Raw genomic sequence first — 24310 nt, forward strand, 5'->3', positions numbered from 1 at the left:
TGTCAATACATATAAGGCTTTTGGCAAAATAAAGATGCTTTTTTTGTGTTTATATGAGTGCTATAACTAATAATTTGGCATAATAGCTACTGAAGAACCAAATAGTGGGGGTTTTGTACAAGTATTCAGTCAACAAGGTAAAGGTACAAAATTTAAAGTTTACTTACCAGCCATAGAACAAGCGAGCGATGAACAAGTATCATCGACAACAATACCCACAGGAAACCAAGAGCTAGTGATGATTGTCGATGATGAGGTAATGATACAATTAGCCACCAAAACATCACTAGAACAAGCTAATTATAGAACCTTGATTGCTAAAGATGGTATTGAGGCGATCGCAATTTACGCCCAGCATCAGCAGGAAATTAATTTAGTATTGATCGATATCATGATGCCGAGTTTAGATGGATTAACAGCTATCCGTACCCTCAAAAAATTAAATCCTCAACTCAAAATCATCGCCACTAGCGGATTACCTACTCACAGTCGGGAAGCTTTAGCAGCTGGTGCGCAAGAGTTTTTAGCCAAACCTTACACAGCCGCAGATTTATTAAATACTTTATCTGAGTTAATCGCCAACCAATAGACTGGTAAGCTAAAACCCATCTCCATTGACATAATCATTTCATGGGGTTGTTGACAGTCAACACTCAACACTCAACAATCAACTGTGAAAAGATTAAAATCAATGTGCTGGGCTATCTCAGCTACATTGAGATATCTGGAGTTTGTCATCCTGTGCTTACTGAATTACCAAAAATCAACGCCCTCAAACAACCCACTAGTTCCGCTTGGGTAGAACAAGCGATCGCTAATTTAGATATAATTCTGCTCGATCATTCCCACTGCGAACGTAAAGCAGCAGGCGTGGCGTTAAATTTTATGTTTCGCTACCCTTCCAATGCGAAAATGGTCAGAGAATTAACTGCGATCGCTCGTGAAGAACTAGAACACTTTGAACTCGTCAATCAGTGGCTAGAACGCCGCAACATCCCCCTCGCACCCTTACCACCACCACCCTACGGCGCGGGTTTAAAAGCGCAAGTTCGTCCCCAAGAACCAGATAGATTTTTAGATTCTTTACTCGTCACCGGATTAATAGAAGCTCGTAGTCATGAACGCTTAGGATTATTAGCTACACACTGTCCTGAGCCAGAATTAGCCAAATTTTACAAAGGTTTGATGGCATCTGAAGCCCGTCATTTCGGTACATACTGGGTTCTAGCTGATACTTACTTTGACCGTGAAATTGTCATGCAACGGCTCGATGAACTAGCAATAGTTGAAAGCGATCTGTTAGCAACATTACACTCAGAGCCTAGAATTCATAGTTAGTATATCAGCGTAAATGAATTATGAAACTTCAGTTAACACACCTCAGACTACTCGTATCCAATTATAAAGAGACTTTTTTGTTTTACCGGGATGTACTGGGATTGAATGTAGATTGGGGTGATGAAGAAACTGGATACGCCGAGTTTAACACCGGATCTATCCAGCTTGCTGTATTCAAAAAAGAGTTCATGGCACAAGTCATCCCCAGCATCAATCAGCCTTCATCCTTTGCTAGCCAAGATAAAACATCCTTAATTTTTGCTGTCGATAACGTCGATGAAGTTTATCAACGCCTCAAAGATCGTAATGGTATCCTCATGGCTCCACCGACAGATCGTCCAGACTGGGGAATTCGCACAGCTCATTTTCGCGATCCCGATGGCAATTTAATTGAGATATACACCAACTTGGGCATCCTGAGTTAAATTTTCTTTGCCAGTTACTAGTCGATGTCTCAACCACAGCCAAACCAGAGTCCGAACTTTCGCCGCTTTGCTGACTGGTGCTTACATCAAGATAGCCTCTCACCTAAAGCCAGACATACAGTTGAGGTTCTATTGGCGGAAGTTATTACTTCTGATTGCTACCAAGCAGAGCAACGACTTGCAAGCGTTATCAGACTGGGGCTAAATTATCAGGAAATTTCCGATCTAAGTCTACTATCTACATTAACCAATCTGACTTACTTAGAACTCGGTAATAATCAGATTTCTGACATTAGTCTATTATCTAGTTTAAGGAAACTGCGTTACCTAGAAATCAGTGATAATTCGATTGCCGATTTTTGTCCGTTGTCTGGTCTAACTAATTTTACTAAACTCTTTATTTGGCATAATAAAAATGACCTAGACCTGAGTCAATTTTCTACACTTCTCAACTTGACTCTACTGCGAACCAGCCATTGAATTTAGCGACGCTTGGCATACTGGATACTACTATCATAGTGTTAAACTACCAGAGAAATACGGCAAAATTCACCCCCAACAATGGCAAGCACAATGGCTTGTACAAGAAGACAATGCTGAACTTAGATGCATATTAATCCAAGGTATAGGCTACGATCGCATTTGTCAGCAACTACAAGCGCAAGTCATCGATTCTTGGGAAGAATACACCTTACTTCGCATTGATGCTGATGTTGATGTTGAGCCAATTCATCTTTTAAAAATGACTTGCCCTAGCACGGCAAAAATTCATACATTAAGAGTACCGCCTTTGATCAACTCTGCCAGAGTTGCGATTCGTTGGGTAAATTGGGATATAGATCCAGAAGAAATTTCTGTGTAAACTTGACTCTCTTTTTGCTCCCATTCAAAATTAAAAATTATTGAAAATTTTCCGATGAGAGATTATTATCGAGACTTTTTGATTCGTAACTGGGAGCAGAGCGATCGCACTAGCACTGCCGCAGTTATTAGTTATGTATTATCAGAATACGGTTTGGGCTGGGAACCAAACGGAGCCGATCGCGATGTGGTACAAGTTGAAGAATGCTACTTAGCCACAGGCGGTGAATTTTGGGTAATTGAACACCAAGGGCAATTAGTAGGAACCGGGGCATACTATCCGGTAAATCGCGGTGAAAAAGCCGTAGAAATCAGGAAAATGTATTTATTGCCCAGCATCAGAGGTATAGGATTAGGGAAATATTTGTTACAACAACTAGAAGAAGCGATCGCTGCCCGTGGCTTCAAGCAAATTTGGATAGAAACCGCCAGCGTCTTAGTAGAAGCTGTCAAACTCTACGAAAGCAACGGCTATCAACCAGCCACAGGAGTAGAAACCCCAAGGTGCGATCGCGTTTATGTCAAATACCTCAATCAATCCTCAAAGGAAGAGGGTTGACGGTTGACAGTTGACTGTTGACGCTTGACTCATACCCCATGCCCCATGCCCCATCCCCTAATTAAAGGATTACTTAATCTTTTTCTCCAATCCCATTGTCCTTTGTGTCAACGCAGTACCCCTAGCCATCTGTGTGAATACTGTGAAAGACAGCTGCAACAATGTCGCCTGCAAGACCCGAAAATCTTTTGGCAAAGACCGATACCAGTGTTTAGCTGGGGGGTTTATGGTGGTTCGTTAAAAAGAGCGATCGCTGTGATGAAATATGAAAATCAACCACAAATTGCTAAACCTTTAGGTCAGTGGTTAGGTGAAACATGGTTATTAAATTCGCCCATTGATCATCAAAATTTGCTAGTCGTACCCATACCACTTCACCCCAGTAAACAAAAAACCCGAGGATACAATCAAGCCGCACTCATAGCCCAAAGCTTTTGTCAAACAGCTGAGTTAAAATTCAAACTAAATGGTCTAGAAAGAGTTAGAGAAACTAAAGCACAATTTGGTTTATCGGCATCTGAGCGCGAAAAAAACTTGGCAGCAGCTTTTGTTGTTGGGCAAGAATTGCGCCGTATTCCTCCCACTGTACCAGTGTTGTTAGTAGATGATATTTACACTACGGGTGCTACCGCCGCAGCCGCGGTGCAAACACTCAGTGAGTGCAAAATTCCTATATTAGGCTTGGTAGCCCTTGCTACTACAAACAAAAATAAATAACTCAACAACACATGGGAAAGCTATTATTCTTTAAAACTCTATAATTGACCAAATTATCCTGTTTTTATGGAAATTTTGCTTTAATGATCAGTCAAGTTTTTGTCGCGGGTTTACAACGGCTAATTATTCTTCCTGCCACCTTATTGGCAATGAGCATCAGTACAAATGCTGTTTTTGCTCAAAATAAGTTATATAGTCCAATTCCTTTAACTACCAGTAGTTCAGAATTTTCCGATACTCTTTCAGAGAAAGATATTCCCACAGGTCAGGGCGGGTACGCTCGCGATTACGCTGTCAAGCTCAATAAAGGCGACAATTTAGCAGTTGATTTGTCATCAGATAACTTTGACTGCATTATTACCCTACTTTCGCCCAATGGTACAACCTTAGCCGAAAATGACGACGGGCCTGATGGCACAAGTAATTCCCTATTGTTTACCCGCATTGCAGAGACAGGAACTTATATAATTCGCGTCCGTTCTTTCGGAGAAACTGGCGTTGGTAACTTTAAATTAAAAGTAACAAAGCTACAGCCGATAAAGTGATATGGGGCATGGGGCATGGCTATTTCTCCTGTGCTTCCTCTGCCCCTCTGATTTCTTTCAAAAAGCAGTGAGAACGCAAAGAAATAGGGCTTCAGTCCATTCCACAACTGCGCCATAAGTGTCACCAGTGTGACCGCCTAATTTGTGGTTAAACCAGGCACTAGTGGCAGTAGCGATCGCTATTCCCGCAGCTACCATTACTAATGCCAAAAATCTCTGCTGGTTATATAGTAAAAAGAGTAATCCACTGATGCTAATCAGTAACAACAGTCCCGGTAACAAATCTTTGTAGGATTGAATGGCTTGTTTGTGAAATGCGCCTTTACCAGTCGGTTTAAGATAAGGATAATAAGCGATCGCTAGCTGTTGTCCCCAGCGTCCCCAACCACAAGTAGCCATCAAGATTAACCAACGGTTTGTTTCTATCTCTGTCAAGGCTGTTGTTTTTAGCAATAATAGAGCGATCGCAGCCATTGCGCCAAATGCACCTGTAGCACTATCTGCCATCACCTCTAGCCTTCTCTCTGGGTCACCTACCGCCAAACCGTCAGCAGTATCCATTGCTCCATCTAAATGTAGCCCTCCAGTAATGCCAATACCCATGCTGACTACTAGCGCGCTACGAGTTAATATTGGTATACCCAAATAACTCATTCCCATATCAAACAATCCTAAAATTCCCCCAATCAACAGCCCAATTAGTGGAGCCATACGCGCCACTTGCGCAAATACCAATCCGTTGACAGTTGGCAACGGAATTACAGTATAAAATATCACGGCAGCTACCAAATCAAGCAGCAGCTTTTTCCCAAAACTAGGCTGGTCGTTCATAGAATTTACGGGATGAGGGGCTAGGGATGAGGGGCTAGGGTCTAGGGACTAAGAACAAATGACTAATGACTAATGACCAATGACCAATGACCAATGACCAATGACAAAATTTAGCTTATTGGACGGTCGCTCTCAAAAGTTGATATTTTTTAAATGTAGGGAGTAAACAGACTTTTGACCTCAAAATTTTGCGCTGTTGCACCTCACTTACGCTCATACCCCATTTCCTTATGAGTCACCATCTACCCGACACCAAGATACCAGCTCCGTGCATTATTAACACGGGCATTATTGTGAATAAGCTCGACATCCGGCGATTGTTGGCTGACTTAGGTCGAGTCCACTACATCTACACCCAAGACGGACAGTTACAAAGTGAGGGTGATGGGGATGTGATGGAAGTGTTTGCCAACCCGCAAAGGTCTACTCTCGTGGCTAACCATGCACTTTATTTGAACGTTCATAGTTTTGACTACCTAGAACTCAAACAGTCCGAGCAACAAGAAACCTACTTTGATTTGCTCCAAGAAGGTATGTGTTTGCGGCTGATTCCCCTCTCAACGCCTTTACAAGAGCGCAGAGAGCGCAACTTGAATGTGAGCGCCATCGAAGCCATGATGGAGCAAGTACTCGCCGCCAGATGGGATGCGGAAATTGATGATGATACGACCGACTCATTTTGAATAATTTAGCTTGAAAATACTGTTGACTGTTGACTGTTGACTGTTGACTGTTGACCGGAAAGAGAAATTTTTAAGGCTTTTTAGTTTACCAATCTTTATAGATTAATTTTTTTTATGCCTTTGTGCCTTTGTGCCTTTGGGGTGGAAAATAATCTTTTACCACAAAGACCCAAGGGCATACAATCGTTAAATTAACGAAATCATATTAATTTTGCCTTGAGCGCTAATTTTTCTTTTCAATGTCTTGCTTGCTGTAGCAAGACAAAAGCTAGGGCTGGCGTATTTTTCACCCCTCACGGCCCTGTGGAAACCCCTAGATTTATGCCAGTGGGGACGCTAGCAAATGTGAAAACTGTGACTCCAGCCCAACTTAAGGATACTGGGGCACAGATGGTATTGTCTAATACTTATCATCTCCACCTCCAACCAGGGGAAGGAATTGTAGCGGGCGGTGGGGGACTGCATAAATTCATGGGTTGGGACGGGCCAATGCTCACTGATTCCGGTGGGTTTCAGGTCTTTAGTTTAAGCGAGATGCGAAAAATTACGGAAGAAGGCGTAACTTTTCGTTCTCCCCATGATGGACAAATCATTAAATTAACGCCAGAACGCTCAATTGAGATTCAAAATACTCTAGGGGCGGATGTGATTATGGCGTTTGATGAATGTCCGCCATACCCAGCGACTCGCGAAGAAGTAGAAGCGGCTACGGAACGTACTTATCGCTGGCTAGAACGCTGTATAGCGACGCATCAACGCAGCGATCAGGCGCTATTTGGGATTGTCCAAGGTGGGGTGTATTTAGATTTGCGATCGCAAGCGGCTTTAGCTTTAGCTAAGTTAGATTTACCAGGATATGCAATTGGTGGTGTCAGTGTCGGTGAACCGCCAGAACTAGTGGCGCAGATTGTCCAAGCAACCGCACCATTATTACCACCAGAAAAACCCCGTTATTTAATGGGTGTGGGTACATATAAAGAAATGGCGATCGCGATCGCCTCCGGTGTCGATGTATTTGATTGCGTAATTCCCACCCGTTGGGCGAGACATGGAACAGCAATAGTTCAAGGCGAACGCTGGAATTTAAAAAATGCTAAATTCCGTGAAGATTTTGCGCCATTAGATGAAACTTGTACATGCTACGCTTGCCAAAACTTTAGTCGTGCTTACATATCTCATTTAGTGCGATCGCAAGAAATTTTAGCTTACACCTTATTGAGCATTCACAACATCACAGAACTCATACGTTTTACCCAACGCATCCGCGAAGCCATATTAAGCGATCGCTTCGCCACAGAATTTGCTCACTGGCTAGATTGAGTAGGAGGGAGACAAGGAGGACAAGGGAGACAAATGACTATTGACAACTGACAACTGACAACTGACCATTGACCAAACCATGTTAAGATACCTATCAATTATGAAAGCTGTGTTGGATAGGTGGATTTAAACGAATATGGAAGCAGCATTGTTGTTAGCAAAATTGCCGGAAGCATACCAAATTTTTAATCCTTTGGTAGATGTTCTCCCAGTAATTCCCGTTTTCTTCTTGTTACTTGCTTTCGTTTGGCAAGCAGCAGTTGGATTTAGGTAAGTTAATTAAGTTTTCATCTCTGGGACAGGTTAAAAATACCTGTCCTATTTTTTTGTATTATTAGTTTTGCAAAACTAGATATTTCTTAATAATCTGTAATCTTTTAATATAGACTTAAGTTAGTATATCAAGCCTGGTTAAAAAAATATCAAAGCCACGCTGCAAGTCCCTAAGGTATTAGTTATGGGTAATATCAAATTTGTTAAAGAAGATAAAGAAATAATAGCGGCAGATGGTGCTAATCTCCGGCTGAAAGCCATGCAAAATGGCATTGATATCTATACATTGTTTGGCAAAATGACAAATTGCGGCGGCTATGGCCAGTGTGGTACTTGCATAGTCGAGATTACAGAAGGTATAGAGAATCTTTCCCCGCGCACAGATGTAGAAAACCGCAAATTAAAGAAAAAACCCGAAAATTACCGCCTTGCTTGTCAAACCTTAGTTAACGGGCCTGTCAGCGTAGTCACCAAGCCTTAGCCTTTTAGATGCATTTCCGGTTAGCAAGCATTTGCACCATCAGAAAATATGGGCAAACTCTGTCATCTATGATGCTATTCTAAATGTTGTTGACCGGAAATCTAGGAGAGGCTTTCTTGCCATGCAAGTTAATGACCTGGGGTTTGTAGCGAGCATTCTGTTCGTACTAGTTCCCTCTGTATTTTTGATAGTTCTTTACATCCAGACTGCCAGCCGCGAAGGTAAAAAAGATAGTTAAAACGCTTTATAAAATAAAGAACCCCTACACCAATGGTGCAGGGGTTTTTGTTTATCAACCGCTAAATCTATTTAGCTGTTAACTAGTGGTTCGTGCCAACAGTACAGGACAAGTAGCATTCACGCGAACATAGTCAGATAAAGAAGAGCCAATGAGCCTATCTATATCGACAAAACTCTTAGCTACCGATGGACGACGATCGGGAGATCCCAGTAATAATAAATCTACGCTCAATTCTTCTGCTAAACGACAGATTTCTTCACCTGGTTTACCCGAACTGCTGAAACAACGTGCTTTGACTCCTTGTTTGTTGGCTTCTGCAACAGCTGCGGCTAAAACTGAATTCTTCTCTGGGGTAACTTCGGTGAGTTCAGATGATTTACCGCGTAAATCTGTATTTACATTCGCTAAGATTAGCTGACCACCCTCGATACCACGCAGTAAGAACAAAGCTAAACTCAAGCAGTGTTTCGCTGACTCCGAGTTATCCATTGCCACCATAACGCGGTTAATTCGTTTAACATAAATGTCATCTTTGACCAGCAACATAGGACGAGATGACAGTTGGAATACATACTGGCTAACTGAATTCGATAAAATAGATTGTAGGCGCTTGAGTCCGCGTGAACCCATGATGATCAAGTCAGCATCGATTTCATCAGCTACCTGACAAACCACATCTTTGGGATCACCTTGGCGCAAGATAGAAGAAACCTGGCTCGCATCTAAGTTCAAAGTCTGAATCGCATTTGCTAAGATCTTGCCACCTTCCTCCCACTTTTCGGTCATAGCGTTAGCAGTAGATTGAGATGGAACTACGTGCAACACTGTAACTTTTGCAGTTTTGATTGATGGCACTTCTTTTAATGCCTTGAGCATTTCTTCTGCATGTCCCAATCCAGACACAGCCAGCAAAATTTTATCTATCATCATACGTCTTGTTGTTAAGATTGCTTTGGTTTCTGCTCTTAGTGATTCGACTCAACTTGGCTTGGTTACAAGCTTGCTGAACTACCTAGTTAAGTTTTTCGCACTCATCGCATCACAGCCAATCATCCACAGTATTATTCTTCGAGAATGAGAAGATGAATTTTACAGTTGGAATTGTGATGGTGATTTGCACTTCAGTCAAGTAAGTTCTTAACTAGGCTCTGATGATTAAGCTTACTTTCAATTTAGCCTGAACAATTTACTAAAATATGATGGTATTTATTATTTTTAATTTATGTTTACTTTTGTTCATTAAAAGTGAGTTAAGTATTGCAACGATGCTCTAAAAAAAGTAAATGAATTATATATAAATCTCATATCATATATAATTCACAAATTAGCAGAATGTCTGTTTGATAAGAGTTACAGATTTTTTGTATTTAAATGTCAAATCAGATTCCTATGGCATCTTTTATGCTTAATTCAGCATTTTGCAATAACTCTTGATAAACATTAAGCTATTTTTTTAGATTTTTTTTGGTTGAATATAATAAAAATTTGCTAGATAAATCCCTAAAAGTTTGTAACTCCTGTATTTTTACAGTTGACTATTAATTGTCATCTGATAAATCACAACTGCAAATTACTTTCATTTTATTTTCATTTTCCTTCACACACAAATGTGCATAAGTACGCTTGAATAGCGATCGCTATTCAAGTGTATATACTGAATAAACTTTAATTAATTAGGGATAAATTGTCACTCACATTATCATGCATAGACTTCAAAACGAAATTCGCAATCGAATTCCCGTATCAATTCCTGGTTTCCCCTTTTAAAACCCATCCCCCCTGTAGGAGGGCGGTCTCCGCTCCCTTATGATATTGATAATCACCACACCCAACCCCCCTTAAATCATCGATGAAATGTGATTTAATTCCGAAGAGCGATCGCACTCACTCATCTAAGGGAATACTATGAGGATGTTTACTGAGCGAGTATTTTGATATGCGTCAATTGTTTCGGTATATGCGTACTTGGCTATTCATCAGCTTACTGTGTTTAGTTGTCAGCTGGTCACTTCCCGTACAAGCTGCTACTTCCGTCAGTTCCAAACTAGAACAGCAAGTATTACAAATCCTCCGCGAACACCCGGAGGTAATTATCGAATCTGTCCAGACATACCAGCAACAACAGCAACAACAACTAAAACAAGTACGCCAAGCATTTTTACAGGATTTAAAAATCAATTCTCAGTCAGTGATTGGCGAATCTCCCACTACAGGCGCGAGTCAGTCAAAGATTGTACTAGTAGAATTTTCTGATTTTCAATGTCCCTACTGTGCTGAAGCCCATAAAACCCTAAAGCAATTGTTAGTAAAGCACCAAAATAAAATTACCTTAGTTTACAAACATTTGCCTTTAATTCCTATTCATGACCAAGCATTACCAGCAGCAAAAGCAGCTTGGGCTGCAAATCAACAGGGCAAATTTTGGGAATATCACGATGCTTTATTTGCTAATCAGAATCAACTTGGCGAAGCATTATATATAGATACTGCCAAATCATTGCATTTGGATTTGGAGAAATTTAAAAACGATGCTTTTGGTGCGAATAATATTGCCGAAAAATCTATAGCAAAAGATATCCAATTAGCAGAAAAATTGGGCATTGATGGCACACCCTTTTTTGTGATGAATAGCGAAAATTTCTCTGGTGTAGTGCAGTTATCGAATCTTGAGAAAATATTAGCTGATGCTAAATAGATGAGAGCATACAGTGGATATTTCTGTAAAATTTATCCAATCTTTGCCTAATACAAATAGGGTGCGTCAGCCAGACATCAGCTTTGAATCTCAAAAGCTTATTGGAACTGAAGCACCCTACATCAATTTGAAACTCCCTGAGAGGGTTTGCTCACTCTTTACGTTTATTGTAAGAAAGGTTACAACATACTGTTGAGTGAGAATTGTATAACGCAGAGGCTTAACGCCGAGTAGTAGGAGATTTGTCTGTACTCCTAGGCGTAACTCTGCGCTTTTTTTCAGAAAATATTTAGGTAAAATTTCCGAAATTTTACTATCTTTTCATGTATCTAAAATCTATAAAGTTTAACCGTATAAATTACCTAGTGAGATAATTTATGAGTCGCGTTGGCATTTGGCTATTTTTGCCTCTTACCTTGATAGCTAGCTGTTATCAACAACTAATACCCAATAAGCAGTCTGTAGCAAAATCGCCCCAACCTATAGTTCAAAAGGCTAGTCCTACTCTGTTAGCGAAGGCAACTTATCTTTCTCCTTTAGAACAACAAGTAATTGTGGAGATGAACAAAGTGCGGACAAATCCTAAATCCTACCTTCCTATCATAGAAAACTATAGAAAGCGCTTTCAAGGAAATCGAGTCAAAATTGGCCAGAATACTTATTTAGTGACTCAAGAAGGGGTAAAGGCGGTAGATGAAGCGATCGCATTTCTTAAATCGGCTCGTCCTGTGGGAACATTGACAGCCTCTAAAGGAATGTCTTTAGGGGCGAGAGATCATGTCAAAGACCAAGGCCCCAAAGGTACAACAGGTCATAATGGTAGCGATGGTAGCAGCCCAGTTAGTCGCATTAGTCGCTATGGTCAATGGCAAATCACAGCAGGCGAAAATATTAGCTATGGCCCAAGCACCGCCCAAGATATCGTCATGCAGTTAATTATCGATGATGGAGTAAGCGATCGCGGTCATCGCACCAACATTTTTAATGGTGCTTTTAAAGTTGCTGGTGTGGCTTACGGCACTCACAAAAAATATAGAACAATTTGCGTAATTAATTACGCTGGTGGTTATAAAGAAAAATCATAATTTTGTATTCAGGATTTCAGTCCTGAGAGAATTTGATATTTGCGATTTTGGATTGAGTAATTTCAATCCAAAATTCTTTGATGGCGATATTTTTTATCATTTAATTAATTAGCGATGCTATCACCTTTAGAACAAGAAATAATTGCAGAAATGAACAAGGTGCGGACAAAACCTACTGCATATCTTCCAGCTTTAAAAAACTGGAAACAGCGTTTTCAAGGGTTACAAGTCAAAATCGCTGAAGGAGTTTACTTACTGACTCAAGAAGGCGTCACAGCAGTTGATGAAGCAATTTCGGTTCTGTCTTCTGTTAGTCCTGTCGCCGCTTTGAGTATATCTCAAGGAATGTCTTTAGCTGCGAAAGCTCATGTGCAAGATCAAGGAATTACAGGCGCAATCGGTCACACTGGTAGCGATGGTAGCAATCCCTTTACTCGCATGAGTCGCTATGGTAACTGGGAAATTACAGCAGCTGAAAACATCAGCTATGGTTCTTATCTAGCTCAAGATATCATTATGCAATTAATTATTGATGATGGAGTACGCGATCGCGGTCATCGCCAAAATATCTTTAACTCTGCTTTTAAAGTCACTGGGGTAGCTTTCGGCGTTCACCCTAAATATAGACAGATGTGTGTCATCACCTACGCTGGCGGTTATCAAGAAAAATCGGTGTCACAATTATAAGCAAGATATCAATACTTGCTATGACACCAGAAGAACGGGGACTAATGGGCGATCGCCATAGTGCTAAGGCTGCAAAGTTAAATGTCTATATTCAAGGTCAAGGTTTCCCCATCTTGGCTTTACATGGCCATCCTGGTTCTGGTCGGAGTCTTGCTGTGTTTACAAATCACCTATCCAAGCGCTATCAAACTTTTGCCCCTGACTTGCGTGGATATGGAAAAAGTCGCTTTCAGGGTGATTTTGTCATGGAAGACCATATACATGACTTAGAAGTTCTCCTAGACCGCTTTGAGATTAAAAAATGTCTGGTATTGGGGTGGTCTTTAGGTGGTATTTTGGCTATGGAACTGGCGTTACGTTTACCACAACGGGTGACAGGGCTGATTTTAGTGGCGACAGCTGCTAGACCTCGTGGCAATCATCCCCCGATTACTTGGCAGGATAATCTGTATACTGGTGTGGCGGGAATCTTGAATTATATTAAACCAGGTTGGCAGTGGAATATTGAAACTTTTGGCAAGCGATCGCTATTTCGTTACCTGATCCAACAACATACACCCACAGCTTATAGTTATCTGGCTAAAGATGCTGTGCCAGCTTATTTACAAACTTCTTCTGCGGCTACTCGCGCTCTTTATACTGCTATCCGCGCTGGTTACAACAGACTTACAGACTTGGAGCAAATAGAATGTCCTAGCTTGGTACTTGCTGGTGCCCAAGACCGTCACATCACAGTTGATGCTAGTTTAGAAACAGCTCGTCACCTGAAAAACTGTCAGTGGGAATCTTACGCCAATACTGCTCACCTTTTCCCTTGGGAAATTCCCCAGCAGGTATTGAGAGACATTGACTGCTGGATTAAGGAGCATTCTCCAGAAATTCACTAATGCTGATAGTGGAGGTTGGAATCATGGGATTGAGCCGCCAGATTGAAAGCATCTGGCGTAACTAAAAATTCCCACCAGCAAATTGAAATCTCAGTTTGATTGGTTCTACCAGGAATCAGCCAGGCCAGGTTACTCTACTCTGGAAATTAGAGAACGCAACTGGCTTCTCAATAATCAGCATTTGATAGTGAATGTTGCCTAATTAAATCTGACCGCTAAAGGCAGGCGTTACTTTGCGGTCAATCCGTTCCCCCAGGTCTTCAGCAATTGTTAAAGAATCTGGTTTACAACGCTTGACATTCACAGTAATTCCCTGTGCGCCTTCTGCTTCTAAATCTTCTATGTAACCTTTAATTGCCAGATTGGCTTCCACAGAGTTCAGAAACGGGCCAAAGTAGTACGTGCAACGGGGATTTTGTGTCACAATCTCTACCCACCAAGCCATGCCTAGATTGTTGACTGTGCTAATCAACGTTTCCTTGAGATCATCCCAAATGGTTTTCATGGTAGTTGCCAATTTATGAATGAGGTACTGGATATTAAACGGTTTTTGATTTGTGTTTTTCCTTTACATTTCTTTATACTCTGTTCTTCTAAATTTTCAAAGAGGTTTTGGTAATCTATCCAGATAATGTGTGTTGAGCAAGCGCTGACGGGAAATTTCATACAGCGCCATTCCTGCGGCTACAGAGGCATTCAGGCTAGGGGTTTTACCCTGTAGGGGGATGGATACTAAAACATCGCAAGAGCGTTGTGTTAACATGCTTAGTCCTTCACCTTCTGAGCCAATCACTAAAACGATGGGGCCGCTGAAATTGACTGTGTGCAGGGGTTCACTACCGGTGGCGGCTGTGCCATAAATCCAAAAGCCAGCTTCCTTGAGTTCTTCCAAAGAACGGCTAAGATTCACTACACGAGCAACGGGGAAGTTTTCTAAAGCACCTGCTGCCACTTTTACCACAGTTGAAGTGATCCCGGAAGCCCTTCTTTGAGGAATAACTAATCCTTGTGCACCGATAGCTTCTGCTGTGCGAATAATTGCACCTAAATTATGGGGATCGGTAATCCCATCAGCAACGATAATGACAGGATCGTTGACAGATCTTGCTTTTGCAATTAAATCTGGTAATTCAATATAGCTGTAGGGAGCAATTTGCGCTGCTATCCCTTGATGATTAGCACCGTGAGTAATTTGATCCAAGCGCTTTGGTTCTACTTCATCAATGACTGCGCCATGATCTTTAGCTTGTAAAATCAAATGATGAAAGCGGGGATCGTAACGTAAACGAGAAGTAATCCAGATCCGGTTAAGACCACGCTGACTTTCTAAAGCACTTAAGACTGGATGACGACCATAGATGATATCACTCTCTTCTGATGCTGAGTGTATCTCTGTAATGGGATGAGGCAAGTGACGCTGCTGATTACTTCTTATCGTTACGGGTTTAGCATCACCAGTTCTTACTGTTAGGGGTTTAGCATCACTAGATTGATGATGACGCACGGGTTTAGCCTCACCAGGTCGGGACTGGCGAATGGGATTAGCGAGAACGCGCTTTTTACCTTTGACTTTCACAGGTAGGCCGCGATTAGGTTCGCCAGCAGTTTTGATTTTTCTGGGTTTATCAGATGACATAGGAGTATTTGCTATTACTTATAAGGTGGGCATACTGTTTACTAAACTTACCGAAGCTCACTCGGCCTAGATTTTGCTAGCGTGAGATTAACGGCCCACTATTTTTCTAGATGGAGTTTCTGCAACAGTTCGGTTAAGCGGGGGAAGTCTGTGAGATAAAGGTAGCCGATTAATGTTTCTAGACTAGTTGCTTGCTGGTAAATTTCTGGATCAACCCGTTTAGAGCGTCCTGCGGCAGCATTACGACCCCGTCGGACAATATCTAATTCACTATCCCTCAAATGAGGTATTAGCGATCGCAAATGTAGCGCCTGTTGTTCTGCTCTTACCTGTGCCACTACCAGACGATGGTAAGTGTCTGGTCGCTGCAATGGCATTAGATAAAACATTCTAACATATAGCTCATAAATTGCATCTCCTACATATGCTAATGCAGCAGGAGAGATTTGTTGCACTTGTGAAACAGAAATTTGTTGGGGTAGTTGAAATGTGTTTGTTAAGAGCGATTCAGTCCAAAATGAATTCTGTTGCACAGGTTCATCTTGTCCATCTAATAGCTCTTCCTCCTTGGGCTTCACAAGTTAACTATTCCTTCTTGTGCTATATTTGGCAGCCATCATTGCTCTTGTGTTTACATACTTAGCATTATCTACACTATCAAAAATTACTGACTAAATCCGATCTTTTTATTGAGATCTGAAAATTTTAATAATTTTAATATTTGTTAGCTATATTGATTGGCGATCGCTTGGGCTACTTATCTATAGATTGGTCATTAGTCCTTGGTCATTTGTGTTGACAAATGACACAAGACAAATGACTATTGACGATCTGAGCGAAAAAATGAACAATTTAGACGCTCGTTAGCTTAAAGAAGTTTGCTAGCCAACTTTGTTAAAAATTAAGCTATCCAGATAAAGCATCGGATAGCTAGATTGTGTTTTTGGTCAAGCAATCAAGACGACTTGATGTTTTCTAGAGCCGCATCAACGGATGATTGCAGGGAGAGAAACTTCTCTAAGCGAACAAGCTTGACCGTTTGAGTTACACGGGCATTGGTGACAATTTGCAAGGTGCCATTAGCGGTTTGAGCCTGCTTGGCTAGTTGTACCAAAGCACCTAAGCCAGAGCTATCAACAAAGTCGATTTGTGAGAGATCCAAAATAATATTTTTTGGCCCCTCATCAATTTTGCTACTGAGTACCTTGCGAAATGTCGGCTCAGAAAAAGCATCTAATAAACCTGTGAGGCGGAATAGCTGACAGTTATCCCGGGCTTCACGAGTACCCCTTAGGCTCACAGTTAGATTCAGTGGCTCAGCAATAACTCCCTCCTCATGGTGAAAGTGAACGCTCCAGTATAATTGGTTTTGGTGCAAGTTGTCTACAACCTGCTGGGTTAGGGCATGGGGCATTGAAAACAATTTTGGATTTTGGATTTGCGATAGCGCAGCGTTAGCGAGTCCGCGAGCGTCTTTTGGATTGTATTTGAATCTAAAATCCAAAATCTAAAATCTAAAATTCCTAGTACCTAGTACCTAGTCCCTATTTTATTTAACCCCAGTTGCGGCTAATTGACGTGCTGCTCGCATTGCTTTGACAAATTCCTCAAACAAGTAATCAGCATCATGGGGGCCAGGACTAGCTTCTGGGTGATATTGTACTGAAAATACAGGCAGTGATTTGTGACGTACCCCGGCAACAGTGCGATCGTTCAAGTTGAGGTGGCTAATTTCCACAACTGCTTCAGGTAAAGAATCCGGGTCAATAGCAAAACTATGGTTTTGACTAGTAATTTCTACCCGTTGTTGTAAGCCTGCTGGCTGATTCAATCCCCGATGCCCAAACTTGAGTTTAAAGGTTTCTGCTCCCAAGGCATGACCCAAAATTTGATGCCCCATACAAATACCAAAGATGGGTTTTTCCGCGCCTAGCAGTGCCTTGGCAGTTGCAATACCTTCTGTTACTGCGGCTGGATCGCCAGGCCCGTTGGAAAGGAAGATGCCATCTGGATTATATTTGATAATTTCTTCTGGTGGTGTATGCGCGGGTACAACAATGACTTGACAACCATAGCTGGCGAGGCGACGTAAGATATTACGTTTCACCCCAAAGTCAAGGGCGACAACGGTGAAGGATTCGCCACTGTTTTCCGATGTATTGGCGTTGAATTCCCAAACCGGAATTGTCGGTTCTGACCATTCATAAACCGTTGGCGTAGTTACTTCCCGCACCAGATTTAATCCTTGCATATTTGGAGCCGCCTGTACCTGCTCCAGCAACTCAGCCTCATCCAAAATAGATGTGGAAATACCACCATTCATGGCTCCAAACATGCGAATTTTGCGGGTGAGGGCGCGGGTATCAATGCCGTAAATACCTGGTACTTGGTGTTGTTTCAGGTAGTCAGGCAAGGATTGCGTTGAGCGCCAATTACTCGGTCGCTGACAAATGTTGCGCGCGATCGCACCTCGTACCTGTGGTCTAGCCGATTCTTCATCTTCGGGATTGACCCCAGTATTACCCAGTTCAGGATATGTAAAAACAACTATTTGACCGCAGTAACTGGGATCTGTTAACACTTCCTGATATCCAGTCATGCCAGTGTTAAACACCACTTCCCCAATTGTGGTTCCCGTGGCACCAAAAGACCAACCACGATAAGCAGTTCCATCCGCTAGGACAAGTAGAGCAGGTATTGTGTCAGACAGAGACATAGGCAATCATGATTAGGGGTTAGGGCTAGGGATTAGGGGCTAGGGGTTAAGTTTTTCTTGTTTTTTAGCCTTAGTCTTTATTCCCTAGTAAGCTGCGAATGCTAATTATCCCATGAGTTGGGTAATTTAGCGAGAAGATGGTTAGGGGCAGGGGGACAAGGAGGGAGGACAAGGGAAGGGGGACAAGGAGGACAAGGGAGAAGAATGACCAATGCCCAATGCCCAATGCCCAATGCCCATTTCTTAACTTTCCTGCAAAAGATGTAGATTTCCTCCTTAAAGGGCGGGTAAAATCGAAGTTAATTATGCTCCAGTCTTTTTTATCCCGTGCAACCCTGGTTGCTCTTACAAGTGCGCTAGCGGTTTTGGGTGTTGCCTGTAGTCAAGACAAACAAAGTACTGCGAATCGCGATCGCGAGCAGCCTACGCCCGTGGACAAGCTAGCAGAAACGCCTGTTGTCGAAGCAACAACACAATTATCCAAACCAGAACCCCAGGCACAGTCTTCGTCGGTAGTTGAACTGAATTCTTTTGAGTTGGCGCTGGACAAGGCGGCTGGTGCGATGACGATCAGCCGATCTGCCCAATCTCCTGATGATTGGAAGTTGGTGGCGAGTCAGTTCCAAGATGCGATCGCGTTGATGCAAAATATCCAGCAAGAAAGTCCCAATTTCACGGTCGCGCAAATCAAAATCTCTGAATACCAGCGTCAAATTAAATATGCCTTAGACAAGGCTAGCCCGAAACCTGTTACACCGGTAGCCGCCAAACCCCAAAGGGTAGTTGTTGTAGTTCCTTCACAAAAAACCCTGTCTAACCCTAGTCAACCTCTAGCGTCACAGGTGCTAAAACCACAACAACCAGCCGTCCAATCGGTGTTAATGCCATCGCCACAAGTTACCGAAGAGTCAGATGTGTTTATTGCCCCAATAAAACGCCGCATTGGCGGAACACCAATTATTGAAGTTACCTTCAATGGCGAGCGGCGATTTGAAATGATTGTGGATACCGGGGCTAGTGGCACTGTGATTACCCAAAACATGGCAAATACTTTGGGTATCGTCCCTGTAGGTAAAACTAAAGCCAACACAGCCAGTTCCAAGCAAGTGGAATTTACCATTGGCTATGTTGACTCGATGGCTGCGGCTGGGGTAATGGTGAATAAAGTACCAGTAGCGATCGCAGGTTCAGACTTAGAAACAGGATTGCTAGGTCATGACTTTTTCGGTAATTACGATGTCACCATCAAGCGCAACGTCGTAGAATTTCGCCCCCAATCCCACGGGGATATCAATTCCCCAGAAACCGGACTAACTCCTCCAATTTCACCCAAGGAGCGCCAGTATTTAGGATCTCCTTAGCTACCTTAATACCTTGAGCATGGTCTAACAACGGGATCGCACCTGCCACTTGTAGCGCTAATGAAGCATTTAACGCCACAGCATCCTGTTGCGCTTGAGTGCCTTTACCTTGGAGTACCGCTTTCAAAATTTCCGCATTTTCCTGGACATCACCGCCTCTGAGTGTGCCTATTGTTGCTGGCGTTAAACCCACTTCTTCCGGATTTAGAGTAGTTAACTGCACTTCCCCATCCGATAACACGGCTAAATCGGTGACATCTCCTAATCCCGCTTCATCAAGTTTTTCCCGCCCGTGTACAACAATTGCCTTTTGCTTACCTAAGTTTTGTAAGGCATGGGCAACAGTTGCTAATAATTTAGGAGTAAATAACCCTACCACTTGCCCAGTGGGATTTAAAGGATTTACCAAAGGGCCGAGTAAATTAAACACAGTCCTTACCTTGAGAGTTCGACGCAAAGCCGCAACTGCTTTGAGTGCAGGGTGCCAACCAGGAGCAAAGAGGAAAGTGATCCCCACTTCTTTGACTGCTGCTTGAACTTTTTCGCTGGGAGCGCTGAGATTCACACCCAAAGCTTCTAAAACATCCGCGCTTCCTGTGAGACTGGATGCTGAACGATTACCATGTTTCGCCACAGGTACACCATAGGCAGCAGCCACAAAAGCAACTGCTGTAGAAATATTAAAAGTTGACGAACCATCTCCACCAGTACCACAGGTATCGATGAGGGAATAAGGTGAAGAAATATCCCCAACTCCTTGAGTTCCTACATTCCCGTGTCCCAGAGATTGAGACTGTAGCACTTGTGCCATCCCAGTCAACTCATCAGCCGAAACCCCTTTAAAGTTCAGTGCTGTTAAAATTGCTCCCGATAATTCTGGGGGAACAGATTCACTCAGCCAACCTTGCATCAATTCTGCCGATTGATTGCGGGTTAAAGATTCACCATCAATTAATTGTTGCAGCAACAAATACCAGCTAGTTGAGATTTCTGGCGTAGAGATGGGGGAAGTTGTCATAGATAAGTTTTGTGTGTGCGCTAGGGTCTGGGAGTTATCCTACCGGAAAATGGGAAACAGTTCGTAGTCAGGAATTTAGTCCTTATATATTTGAGGATGCTGATGATAAAATGTGCACCTGTTCCCTCAATTCAAATAAAAAAATTTCTCTCCCCTACCCGAAATAACGCTCGCAGGCTAGAAGCCTGGAGCTATAAGTACGAAGCCCACCTTCGTGGGCTTTGTAAGATTAGCCGCACCCTTCTAGGGTGACGGCGGGATTGTGGAATTGTCGAGGGTTGTAATTTGAGGACTTCAGTCCTCACTAAGAGAAAATTTGATAGTTAGTAATAAATAACTCTTTTCCTTTGGCAGCATTATTTTGTTTATAGTTATTCATCCCATATTGTAATTCCCACTCAAATATATTTGCCCAATTAAAATTTTCTCGGATTTGTGGGGAATTGTCGTAGGTAATTAACCATTGGTGATGGCATTGTTTTAATAATTCAGCAAATTTCTGATGTTCAAAAGAGGTATGTAAGTTACCATCTTTGCCGTAGAGTTTAGATTTTGTGGCGATAAAATAAGGTGGATCTAAAAATAAAAATACTTGCTTTCCTGGTGCATGTAATAATTCACTATAATCTAAATTTGTTATTAAAATATCTTTTGATAAAATAGGTTCTAATTTTTCCAATCTGTCTATAGATGAATTGGTAAAGCGTTTATGAAAAGCTTCTTGGGAAAATCCACCAGATTCTACAGTTCCCGAAAATGTGATTCTGTTGAGTACGAAAAATCTTACGGCTCTTTCCAAATCAGATAATTTATTGATATCTACGCTAGTCAATTCTGCAAATAATAATTTACCGTCTGTATATTCTTGTTTGATACGCCGAATTTCAGCGACTAGTTGAGATATATCAGATTGGGCAAATTTCCAAAATAGATATAACTCGCGGTTTAAATCATTAATCCAAATTTTCAGATGGGGGAATTTTTGTTTTAAATAGATAAATACAGAACCACCCCCTACAAAAGGTTCTCTAAATTCCGAGAAATTTTCTGGTAAGTATTCAATTATTTGCTTAATTGCTTTGGATTTACCGCCGGGATAACGGAGGGGGCTTTTGAGCATGATTTTCTGGCGATCGCAAAAATCTTATTTTAAATATAAATATTCTCCTGGATGCGGTAAACAATAAAAGCTACTTATGCACACAGTCTATGGGTGAGTGCGAATTAGATTTATCTTTCTTTTGTCAAGAAAATGTTGCATTTCTACAAAAATCTGTTACATTACTTTACAGGCAGTCACAACTGTCACCACATAAAAGCTCGGAGTGTTATTTATGGCAGGCTCGAAGAATCCTACACCTACAGTTTCTGAAGATCCTAACGCTTTACGCTGGGGCTTCACTCCTCAGAGCGAAAACTGGAACGGTCGTTTTGCAATGATTGGTTTTATAGCGGCGATTCTAGTGGAAGTTTTTTCGGGCCAAGGAGTTTTACACTTCTGGGGTATCCTCTAGATTCAGCTTGGCTTGATGTTTTGGGAAGACTGCGATGTGTAGAGTCGTCTAGCTTCTCTTGACCTCAAAACTCATTCGGACTGCGATCGCAGTTGCAATACATTCAGATAAATATCATTCTTTCGATAGTTGTAGAAAATGCAAGCTTATGCATTTTTTACTTGAAGGCAAAGCTGAACATTAAATGTTTAGCTTTGCCTTTCTTCTATGTGGATATAGTGGGTAATGCCATACCGTAAAATAAGAAAATATGAGCCATGTTAAATGGAAAAACCAAGATTCAATTGCAGAGAATCAGCCAAGTTATCATTTGTAAGTTTTTTCGGCAAATTTCGCTGAATTTCATAGTTATTAATGAATAACTCTTTTCCTTTAGAAGCTTTACTCTGTTTATAGTTATTCATTCCATATTGCAATTCCCAGGCTGAGATGTTAGCCCAATTAAAATTGTCTCGAATTTGTGGCGAATCATCGTAAGTTATTAGCCATCTGTGATGGCACTGTTTCAATAATTCTGCAAATTTTTGATGTTCAAAAGAAGTATGTAAGTTACCCTTTTTTCCATATAACTTTGATTGATTAGCACTCAAATATGGAGGGTCTAGGAATAAAAATACATCATCCTCAGATGTTGAATATAATAATTCGCTATAATCTAAGTTAGTGATAAGAATATCTTTTGATAAGATATTTCCTAATCTCTCTAGACGATCTATGGATGAGTTAGTAAAGCGTTTATGAAAAGCTTCCTGAGAAAAACCACCGGATTCTACAGTTCCAGAAAAAGTAATTCTGTTGAGTACAAAAAATCGGACTGCTCTTTCTAAATCAGATAAATTATTTACATCTATGCTGGTTAATTCTGTAAATAACAATTTGCCATCTAAAAATTGATTTTTAATTTTGCGAATTTCAGTGACAAGTTGAGATACATCAGACTGAGCCAACTTCCAAAATAGGAATAACTCACGATTTAAATCATTAATCCAAATTTTCAAATGAGGAAATTTTTGCTTTAAATATATAAATACAGAACCACCACCTACAAAAGGTTCTCTAAATTCAGAAAAATTTTCTGGTAAGTATTCTACTATTTGATTTATTGCTTTTGACTTACCGCCTGGATAACGGAGTGGGCTTTTGAGCATAATACAGCGAAACTCCTAAAATCTTATCTAGTACATCTCAAAATAATCATCTTCATTCGCATGATTATTTAGATTAAAGAATTGCTTGCTATTTCAATTTTTAGCTTTAAATTATGATTTTCTTCAGCTTCTAATGCTAAATTTTGGATAATTAATTTTTGCTTTTTGTTTAAAAAAGCATTATTAGCTTTTAAAAAATACTCTAGATCTTCTATTGATGCATCTGGAAAAACTATAGAACCTACAATGTTTTTACCAGTGAGCTTTAATTTTGTCATAAAGGAAACTGGTTGATCGTTCAATATCAAAGAATCTAAATTAGAAAATAAAATTAATTTAAATAAGCCATCTTGAATATCAGGAATCTTTGGCAAGGATTCTGTAGAAGTATTTTTTGACTCTTGTATTACATACATACCTTGATCAAATAATATTTCATCAGGGGTCAAATGATAAATTCCACCTAAATAATTTTCAATACTAAAGGTTGCCTTTAAGCCATCTACTAAATATTCTAGCTTATGAGAGGTGAGAGCTTCTCTCTTGCTTGCACTTAAAGAACCTTTGAGCGAAATATTCTTAAATTCATCAAACTCCTCTGTGATTTTTTGTAAATATTTATCCATGCCTGTCCGTGCATGAATGATTACACCAGTTTTCTGCGAAATATCATCATAAGAATCAATAGCCTTTCCCAAAATTTCAACAAACCTATCTTCAAATATCTTTTTATTCCAATGAAGTGCGCTTTGATGATAGGATAATATTTCATTAATTTGAGATTTAACTAATTCATTATCAAATTTTTGATTAGTAAGTTTGTGTTTATGTGACTGTCCATTTTTGCTACTTTTTTCGGCAGATTTATAATAAGCAAGAACAATATAAATATTCAATAAGTTCATCCAGGAAATTGTAGAGTATTGAATTTTATCTCTATCACCATCTTTTCCTTCATCTTTAATTACGGGAATAATAGTAATAACTTTCGACGAATTATAAGTATTATAAATACGAGCGAAGGGATAACTTCTAGTTCTCTTAGGTGATACCCATTGTGAATAAGCAATTTCTGTTATTGGAGACTTAATTATTCCATAACTATTCGCTTTGTTAACATCGAAGCTTTCTAAATCAATCTCTTTCAGTTTTTCAGCCAAACAAGTTTTATAAGTTACTCCCTTAATAAAGCCTGTAAAGTGTAGAACTTCCATCTATTCTTCAAAGTAAGGTTTGCAATTCACTAAATTTAGCTCAGTATTTTGTTATAAGAGCATAAACATCAAAGT

The 24310-nt window shown here is 40.9% G+C and carries 29 protein-coding genes and 1 pseudogene; 19 read left to right on the plus strand and 11 right to left on the minus strand.

Features of this window, described 5'->3' with window-relative positions:
• The first annotated feature begins 238 nt into the window (after window positions 1-238).
• The 8 genes and pseudogenes from H6G41_RS08390 to H6G41_RS08425 all read left to right on the plus strand — a co-directional run bounded on the left by H6G41_RS08390 (window position 239) and on the right by H6G41_RS08425 (window position 4445).
• Window positions 239-589, plus strand: coding sequence for a response regulator (locus H6G41_RS08390; protein WP_242037851.1), 351 nt, complete (start codon window positions 239-241; stop codon window positions 587-589).
• Between the two features lie 152 nt (window positions 590-741).
• Window positions 742-1338: a tRNA isopentenyl-2-thiomethyl-A-37 hydroxylase MiaE gene (locus H6G41_RS08395; RefSeq protein ID WP_190745705.1), complete on the plus strand. Its 597-nt coding sequence runs from the start codon at window positions 742-744 to the stop codon at window positions 1336-1338.
• A 20-nt stretch (window positions 1339-1358) separates the two neighbouring features.
• The gene (locus H6G41_RS08400) at window positions 1359-1763 is read left to right on the plus strand and encodes a VOC family protein (RefSeq protein WP_190745432.1); all 405 of its coding nucleotides are present in this window, start codon (window positions 1359-1361) and stop codon (window positions 1761-1763) included.
• 24 nt (window positions 1764-1787) lie between these two features.
• The gene (locus tag H6G41_RS08405; protein ID WP_190745435.1) at window positions 1788-2243 is read left to right on the plus strand and encodes a leucine-rich repeat domain-containing protein; all 456 of its coding nucleotides are present in this window, start codon (window positions 1788-1790) and stop codon (window positions 2241-2243) included.
• A pseudogene (locus tag H6G41_RS08410) lies at window positions 2230-2625 on the plus strand (DUF6745 domain-containing protein); the annotation flags it as partial. The gene H6G41_RS08405 and the pseudogene H6G41_RS08410, both read left to right, overlap by 14 nt.
• Before the next feature lie 54 nt (window positions 2626-2679).
• Window positions 2680-3183 carry a GNAT family N-acetyltransferase gene (locus H6G41_RS08415; protein ID WP_190745437.1) on the plus strand — a complete coding sequence of 168 codons (504 nt, stop codon included), beginning with the start codon at window positions 2680-2682 and terminating at the stop codon, window positions 3181-3183.
• Window positions 3184-3228: 45 nt separating this feature from the next.
• Window positions 3229-3900, plus strand: coding sequence for a ComF family protein (locus H6G41_RS08420; RefSeq protein WP_190745439.1), 672 nt, complete (start codon window positions 3229-3231; stop codon window positions 3898-3900).
• An 83-nt stretch (window positions 3901-3983) separates the two neighbouring features.
• Window positions 3984-4445 carry a PPC domain-containing protein gene (locus H6G41_RS08425; protein ID WP_199316096.1) on the plus strand — a complete coding sequence of 154 codons (462 nt, stop codon included), beginning with the start codon at window positions 3984-3986 and terminating at the stop codon, window positions 4443-4445.
• A 57-nt stretch (window positions 4446-4502) separates the two neighbouring features.
• On the opposite strand, the gene cobS is transcribed toward H6G41_RS08425, so the two are convergent.
• Window positions 4503-5276 (minus strand): adenosylcobinamide-GDP ribazoletransferase, encoded by a 774-nt coding sequence (cobS, locus tag H6G41_RS08430; protein ID WP_190745442.1) that lies wholly within the window; start codon window positions 5274-5276, stop codon window positions 4503-4505.
• Window positions 5277-5506: 230 nt separating this feature from the next.
• Here cobS and H6G41_RS08435 point away from each other — a divergent pair, with 230 nt between their 5' ends.
• The 5 genes from H6G41_RS08435 (at window position 5507) to psbM (ending at window position 8271) form a co-directional block, all read left to right on the plus strand.
• A complete protein-coding gene (locus H6G41_RS08435) occupies window positions 5507-5959 on the plus strand; it encodes a hypothetical protein (protein WP_190745444.1) in 453 nt (150 codons plus the stop codon).
• A 216-nt stretch (window positions 5960-6175) separates the two neighbouring features.
• On the plus strand, window positions 6176-7279 hold the full coding sequence (tgt, locus tag H6G41_RS08440) for a tRNA guanosine(34) transglycosylase Tgt (RefSeq protein ID WP_190745446.1): 1104 nt from the start codon (window positions 6176-6178) through the stop codon (window positions 7277-7279).
• A gap of 136 nt (window positions 7280-7415) precedes the next feature.
• Complete coding sequence (locus tag H6G41_RS08445; protein WP_015199278.1) at window positions 7416-7553, plus strand: photosystem II reaction center protein K; 138 nt, start codon at window positions 7416-7418, stop codon at window positions 7551-7553.
• Window positions 7554-7736: 183 nt separating this feature from the next.
• Entirely contained in the window at window positions 7737-8033 is a 297-nt protein-coding gene (locus tag H6G41_RS08450; protein WP_190745448.1) for a 2Fe-2S iron-sulfur cluster-binding protein, read from the plus strand.
• A gap of 121 nt (window positions 8034-8154) precedes the next feature.
• Window positions 8155-8271, plus strand: a complete 117-nt coding sequence (gene psbM / locus H6G41_RS08455; protein WP_096604004.1) for a photosystem II reaction center protein PsbM — start codon at window positions 8155-8157, stop codon at window positions 8269-8271.
• 78 nt (window positions 8272-8349) lie between these two features.
• On the opposite strand, the gene H6G41_RS08460 is transcribed toward psbM, so the two are convergent.
• Window positions 8350-9201 (minus strand): universal stress protein, encoded by an 852-nt coding sequence (locus H6G41_RS08460; protein WP_190745709.1) that lies wholly within the window; start codon window positions 9199-9201, stop codon window positions 8350-8352.
• Window positions 9202-10210: 1009 nt separating this feature from the next.
• Between H6G41_RS08460 and H6G41_RS08465 the strand changes: the two genes are divergently transcribed.
• From H6G41_RS08465 to H6G41_RS08480, 4 genes are all read left to right on the plus strand, one after another.
• Entirely contained in the window at window positions 10211-10969 is a 759-nt protein-coding gene (locus H6G41_RS08465) for a DsbA family protein (RefSeq protein ID WP_190745450.1), read from the plus strand.
• Between the two features lie 377 nt (window positions 10970-11346).
• Window positions 11347-12054 carry a CAP domain-containing protein gene (locus H6G41_RS08470; protein WP_190745452.1) on the plus strand — a complete coding sequence of 236 codons (708 nt, stop codon included), beginning with the start codon at window positions 11347-11349 and terminating at the stop codon, window positions 12052-12054.
• A gap of 114 nt (window positions 12055-12168) precedes the next feature.
• A complete protein-coding gene (locus H6G41_RS08475; RefSeq protein ID WP_190745454.1) occupies window positions 12169-12741 on the plus strand; it encodes a CAP domain-containing protein in 573 nt (190 codons plus the stop codon).
• A 44-nt stretch (window positions 12742-12785) separates the two neighbouring features.
• Window positions 12786-13628 (plus strand): alpha/beta fold hydrolase, encoded by an 843-nt coding sequence (locus tag H6G41_RS08480; protein ID WP_190745711.1) that lies wholly within the window; start codon window positions 12786-12788, stop codon window positions 13626-13628.
• A gap of 202 nt (window positions 13629-13830) precedes the next feature.
• Here the strand turns inward: H6G41_RS08480 and H6G41_RS08485 are convergent, their stop codons facing one another.
• The 5 genes from H6G41_RS08485 to carA all read right to left on the minus strand — a co-directional run bounded on the left by H6G41_RS08485 (window position 13831) and on the right by carA (window position 17980).
• Complete coding sequence (locus H6G41_RS08485; RefSeq protein WP_190745456.1) at window positions 13831-14133, minus strand: DUF1816 domain-containing protein; 303 nt, start codon at window positions 14131-14133, stop codon at window positions 13831-13833.
• 96 nt (window positions 14134-14229) lie between these two features.
• Complete coding sequence (gene rlmB, locus H6G41_RS08490) at window positions 14230-15264, minus strand: 23S rRNA (guanosine(2251)-2'-O)-methyltransferase RlmB (RefSeq protein WP_190745457.1); 1035 nt, start codon at window positions 15262-15264, stop codon at window positions 14230-14232.
• 98 nt (window positions 15265-15362) lie between these two features.
• A complete protein-coding gene (locus tag H6G41_RS08495; RefSeq protein WP_190745459.1) occupies window positions 15363-15842 on the minus strand; it encodes a ribonuclease III domain-containing protein in 480 nt (159 codons plus the stop codon).
• A gap of 377 nt (window positions 15843-16219) precedes the next feature.
• Window positions 16220-16678: an STAS domain-containing protein gene (locus H6G41_RS08500; protein ID WP_242037840.1), complete on the minus strand. Its 459-nt coding sequence runs from the start codon at window positions 16676-16678 to the stop codon at window positions 16220-16222.
• A gap of 135 nt (window positions 16679-16813) precedes the next feature.
• The gene (gene carA / locus H6G41_RS08505; protein WP_190745462.1) at window positions 16814-17980 is read right to left on the minus strand and encodes a glutamine-hydrolyzing carbamoyl-phosphate synthase small subunit; all 1167 of its coding nucleotides are present in this window, start codon (window positions 17978-17980) and stop codon (window positions 16814-16816) included.
• A gap of 305 nt (window positions 17981-18285) precedes the next feature.
• Here carA and H6G41_RS08510 point away from each other — a divergent pair, with 305 nt between their 5' ends.
• Window positions 18286-19341, plus strand: a complete 1056-nt coding sequence (locus H6G41_RS08510; RefSeq protein ID WP_190745715.1) for a TIGR02281 family clan AA aspartic protease — start codon at window positions 18286-18288, stop codon at window positions 19339-19341.
• On the opposite strand, the gene trpD is transcribed toward H6G41_RS08510, so the two are convergent.
• Together trpD and H6G41_RS08520 are read right to left on the minus strand one after the other, a co-directional pair.
• Window positions 19271-20359 carry an anthranilate phosphoribosyltransferase gene (trpD, locus tag H6G41_RS08515; RefSeq protein WP_190745464.1) on the minus strand — a complete coding sequence of 363 codons (1089 nt, stop codon included), beginning with the start codon at window positions 20357-20359 and terminating at the stop codon, window positions 19271-19273. The genes H6G41_RS08510 and trpD overlap by 71 nt on opposite strands.
• Window positions 20360-20663: 304 nt before the next feature.
• Window positions 20664-21479, minus strand: a complete 816-nt coding sequence (locus H6G41_RS08520) for a DNA adenine methylase (protein WP_190745466.1) — start codon at window positions 21477-21479, stop codon at window positions 20664-20666.
• Window positions 21480-21693: 214 nt separating this feature from the next.
• Here H6G41_RS08520 and H6G41_RS08525 point away from each other — a divergent pair, with 214 nt between their 5' ends.
• Complete coding sequence (locus H6G41_RS08525) at window positions 21694-21873, plus strand: high light inducible protein (RefSeq protein WP_190745468.1); 180 nt, start codon at window positions 21694-21696, stop codon at window positions 21871-21873.
• Between the two features lie 260 nt (window positions 21874-22133).
• Here the strand turns inward: H6G41_RS08525 and H6G41_RS08530 are convergent, their stop codons facing one another.
• A complete protein-coding gene (locus H6G41_RS08530) occupies window positions 22134-23021 on the minus strand; it encodes a DNA adenine methylase (protein WP_190745470.1) in 888 nt (295 codons plus the stop codon).
• A 68-nt stretch (window positions 23022-23089) separates the two neighbouring features.
• On the minus strand, window positions 23090-24235 hold the full coding sequence (locus tag H6G41_RS08535) for a hypothetical protein (RefSeq protein WP_190745472.1): 1146 nt from the start codon (window positions 24233-24235) through the stop codon (window positions 23090-23092).
• Window positions 24236-24310 lie beyond the last annotated feature (75 nt).

It is taken from the genome of Tolypothrix sp. FACHB-123, assembly GCF_014697075.1.
GTDB lineage: Bacteria > Cyanobacteriota > Cyanobacteriia > Cyanobacteriales > Nostocaceae > Aulosira.

What these genes read in the sequence shown, in the direction of transcription:
- H6G41_RS08425 (WP_199316096.1), top strand. Translation starts at nt 3,984, where the DNA reads ATGATCAGTCAAGTTTTTGTCGCGGGTTTACAACGGCTAATTATTCTT.
- H6G41_RS08405 (WP_190745435.1), top strand. Translation starts at nt 1,788, where the DNA reads ATGTCTCAACCACAGCCAAACCAGAGTCCGAACTTTCGCCGCTTTGCT.
- H6G41_RS08530 (WP_190745470.1), bottom strand. Translation starts at nt 23,021, where the DNA reads ATGCTCAAAAGCCCACTCCGTTATCCAGGCGGTAAGTCAAAAGCAATA.
- H6G41_RS08480 (WP_190745711.1), top strand. Translation starts at nt 12,786, where the DNA reads ATGGGCGATCGCCATAGTGCTAAGGCTGCAAAGTTAAATGTCTATATT.
- H6G41_RS08465 (WP_190745450.1), top strand. Translation starts at nt 10,211, where the DNA reads ATGCGTCAATTGTTTCGGTATATGCGTACTTGGCTATTCATCAGCTTA.
- H6G41_RS08500 (WP_242037840.1), bottom strand. Translation starts at nt 16,678, where the DNA reads ATGCCCCATGCCCTAACCCAGCAGGTTGTAGACAACTTGCACCAAAAC.
- trpD (WP_190745464.1), bottom strand. Translation starts at nt 20,359, where the DNA reads ATGACAACTTCCCCCATCTCTACGCCAGAAATCTCAACTAGCTGGTAT.
- H6G41_RS08475 (WP_190745454.1), top strand. Translation starts at nt 12,169, where the DNA reads ATGCTATCACCTTTAGAACAAGAAATAATTGCAGAAATGAACAAGGTG.
- H6G41_RS08400 (WP_190745432.1), top strand. Translation starts at nt 1,359, where the DNA reads ATGAAACTTCAGTTAACACACCTCAGACTACTCGTATCCAATTATAAA.
- psbM (WP_096604004.1), top strand. Translation starts at nt 8,155, where the DNA reads ATGCAAGTTAATGACCTGGGGTTTGTAGCGAGCATTCTGTTCGTACTA.
- H6G41_RS08520 (WP_190745466.1), bottom strand. Translation starts at nt 21,479, where the DNA reads ATGCTCAAAAGCCCCCTCCGTTATCCCGGCGGTAAATCCAAAGCAATT.
- H6G41_RS08450 (WP_190745448.1), top strand. Translation starts at nt 7,737, where the DNA reads ATGGGTAATATCAAATTTGTTAAAGAAGATAAAGAAATAATAGCGGCA.
- H6G41_RS08485 (WP_190745456.1), bottom strand. Translation starts at nt 14,133, where the DNA reads ATGAAAACCATTTGGGATGATCTCAAGGAAACGTTGATTAGCACAGTC.
- H6G41_RS08420 (WP_190745439.1), top strand. Translation starts at nt 3,229, where the DNA reads ATGCCCCATCCCCTAATTAAAGGATTACTTAATCTTTTTCTCCAATCC.
- H6G41_RS08390 (WP_242037851.1), top strand. Translation starts at nt 239, where the DNA reads ATGATTGTCGATGATGAGGTAATGATACAATTAGCCACCAAAACATCA.
- cobS (WP_190745442.1), bottom strand. Translation starts at nt 5,276, where the DNA reads ATGAACGACCAGCCTAGTTTTGGGAAAAAGCTGCTGCTTGATTTGGTA.
- H6G41_RS08415 (WP_190745437.1), top strand. Translation starts at nt 2,680, where the DNA reads ATGAGAGATTATTATCGAGACTTTTTGATTCGTAACTGGGAGCAGAGC.
- rlmB (WP_190745457.1), bottom strand. Translation starts at nt 15,264, where the DNA reads ATGTCATCTGATAAACCCAGAAAAATCAAAACTGCTGGCGAACCTAAT.
- H6G41_RS08525 (WP_190745468.1), top strand. Translation starts at nt 21,694, where the DNA reads ATGGCAGGCTCGAAGAATCCTACACCTACAGTTTCTGAAGATCCTAAC.
- H6G41_RS08460 (WP_190745709.1), bottom strand. Translation starts at nt 9,201, where the DNA reads ATGATAGATAAAATTTTGCTGGCTGTGTCTGGATTGGGACATGCAGAA.
- H6G41_RS08510 (WP_190745715.1), top strand. Translation starts at nt 18,286, where the DNA reads ATGCTCCAGTCTTTTTTATCCCGTGCAACCCTGGTTGCTCTTACAAGT.
- H6G41_RS08435 (WP_190745444.1), top strand. Translation starts at nt 5,507, where the DNA reads ATGAGTCACCATCTACCCGACACCAAGATACCAGCTCCGTGCATTATT.
- H6G41_RS08535 (WP_190745472.1), bottom strand. Translation starts at nt 24,235, where the DNA reads ATGGAAGTTCTACACTTTACAGGCTTTATTAAGGGAGTAACTTATAAA.
- H6G41_RS08470 (WP_190745452.1), top strand. Translation starts at nt 11,347, where the DNA reads ATGAGTCGCGTTGGCATTTGGCTATTTTTGCCTCTTACCTTGATAGCT.
- H6G41_RS08445 (WP_015199278.1), top strand. Translation starts at nt 7,416, where the DNA reads ATGGAAGCAGCATTGTTGTTAGCAAAATTGCCGGAAGCATACCAAATT.
- carA (WP_190745462.1), bottom strand. Translation starts at nt 17,980, where the DNA reads ATGTCTCTGTCTGACACAATACCTGCTCTACTTGTCCTAGCGGATGGA.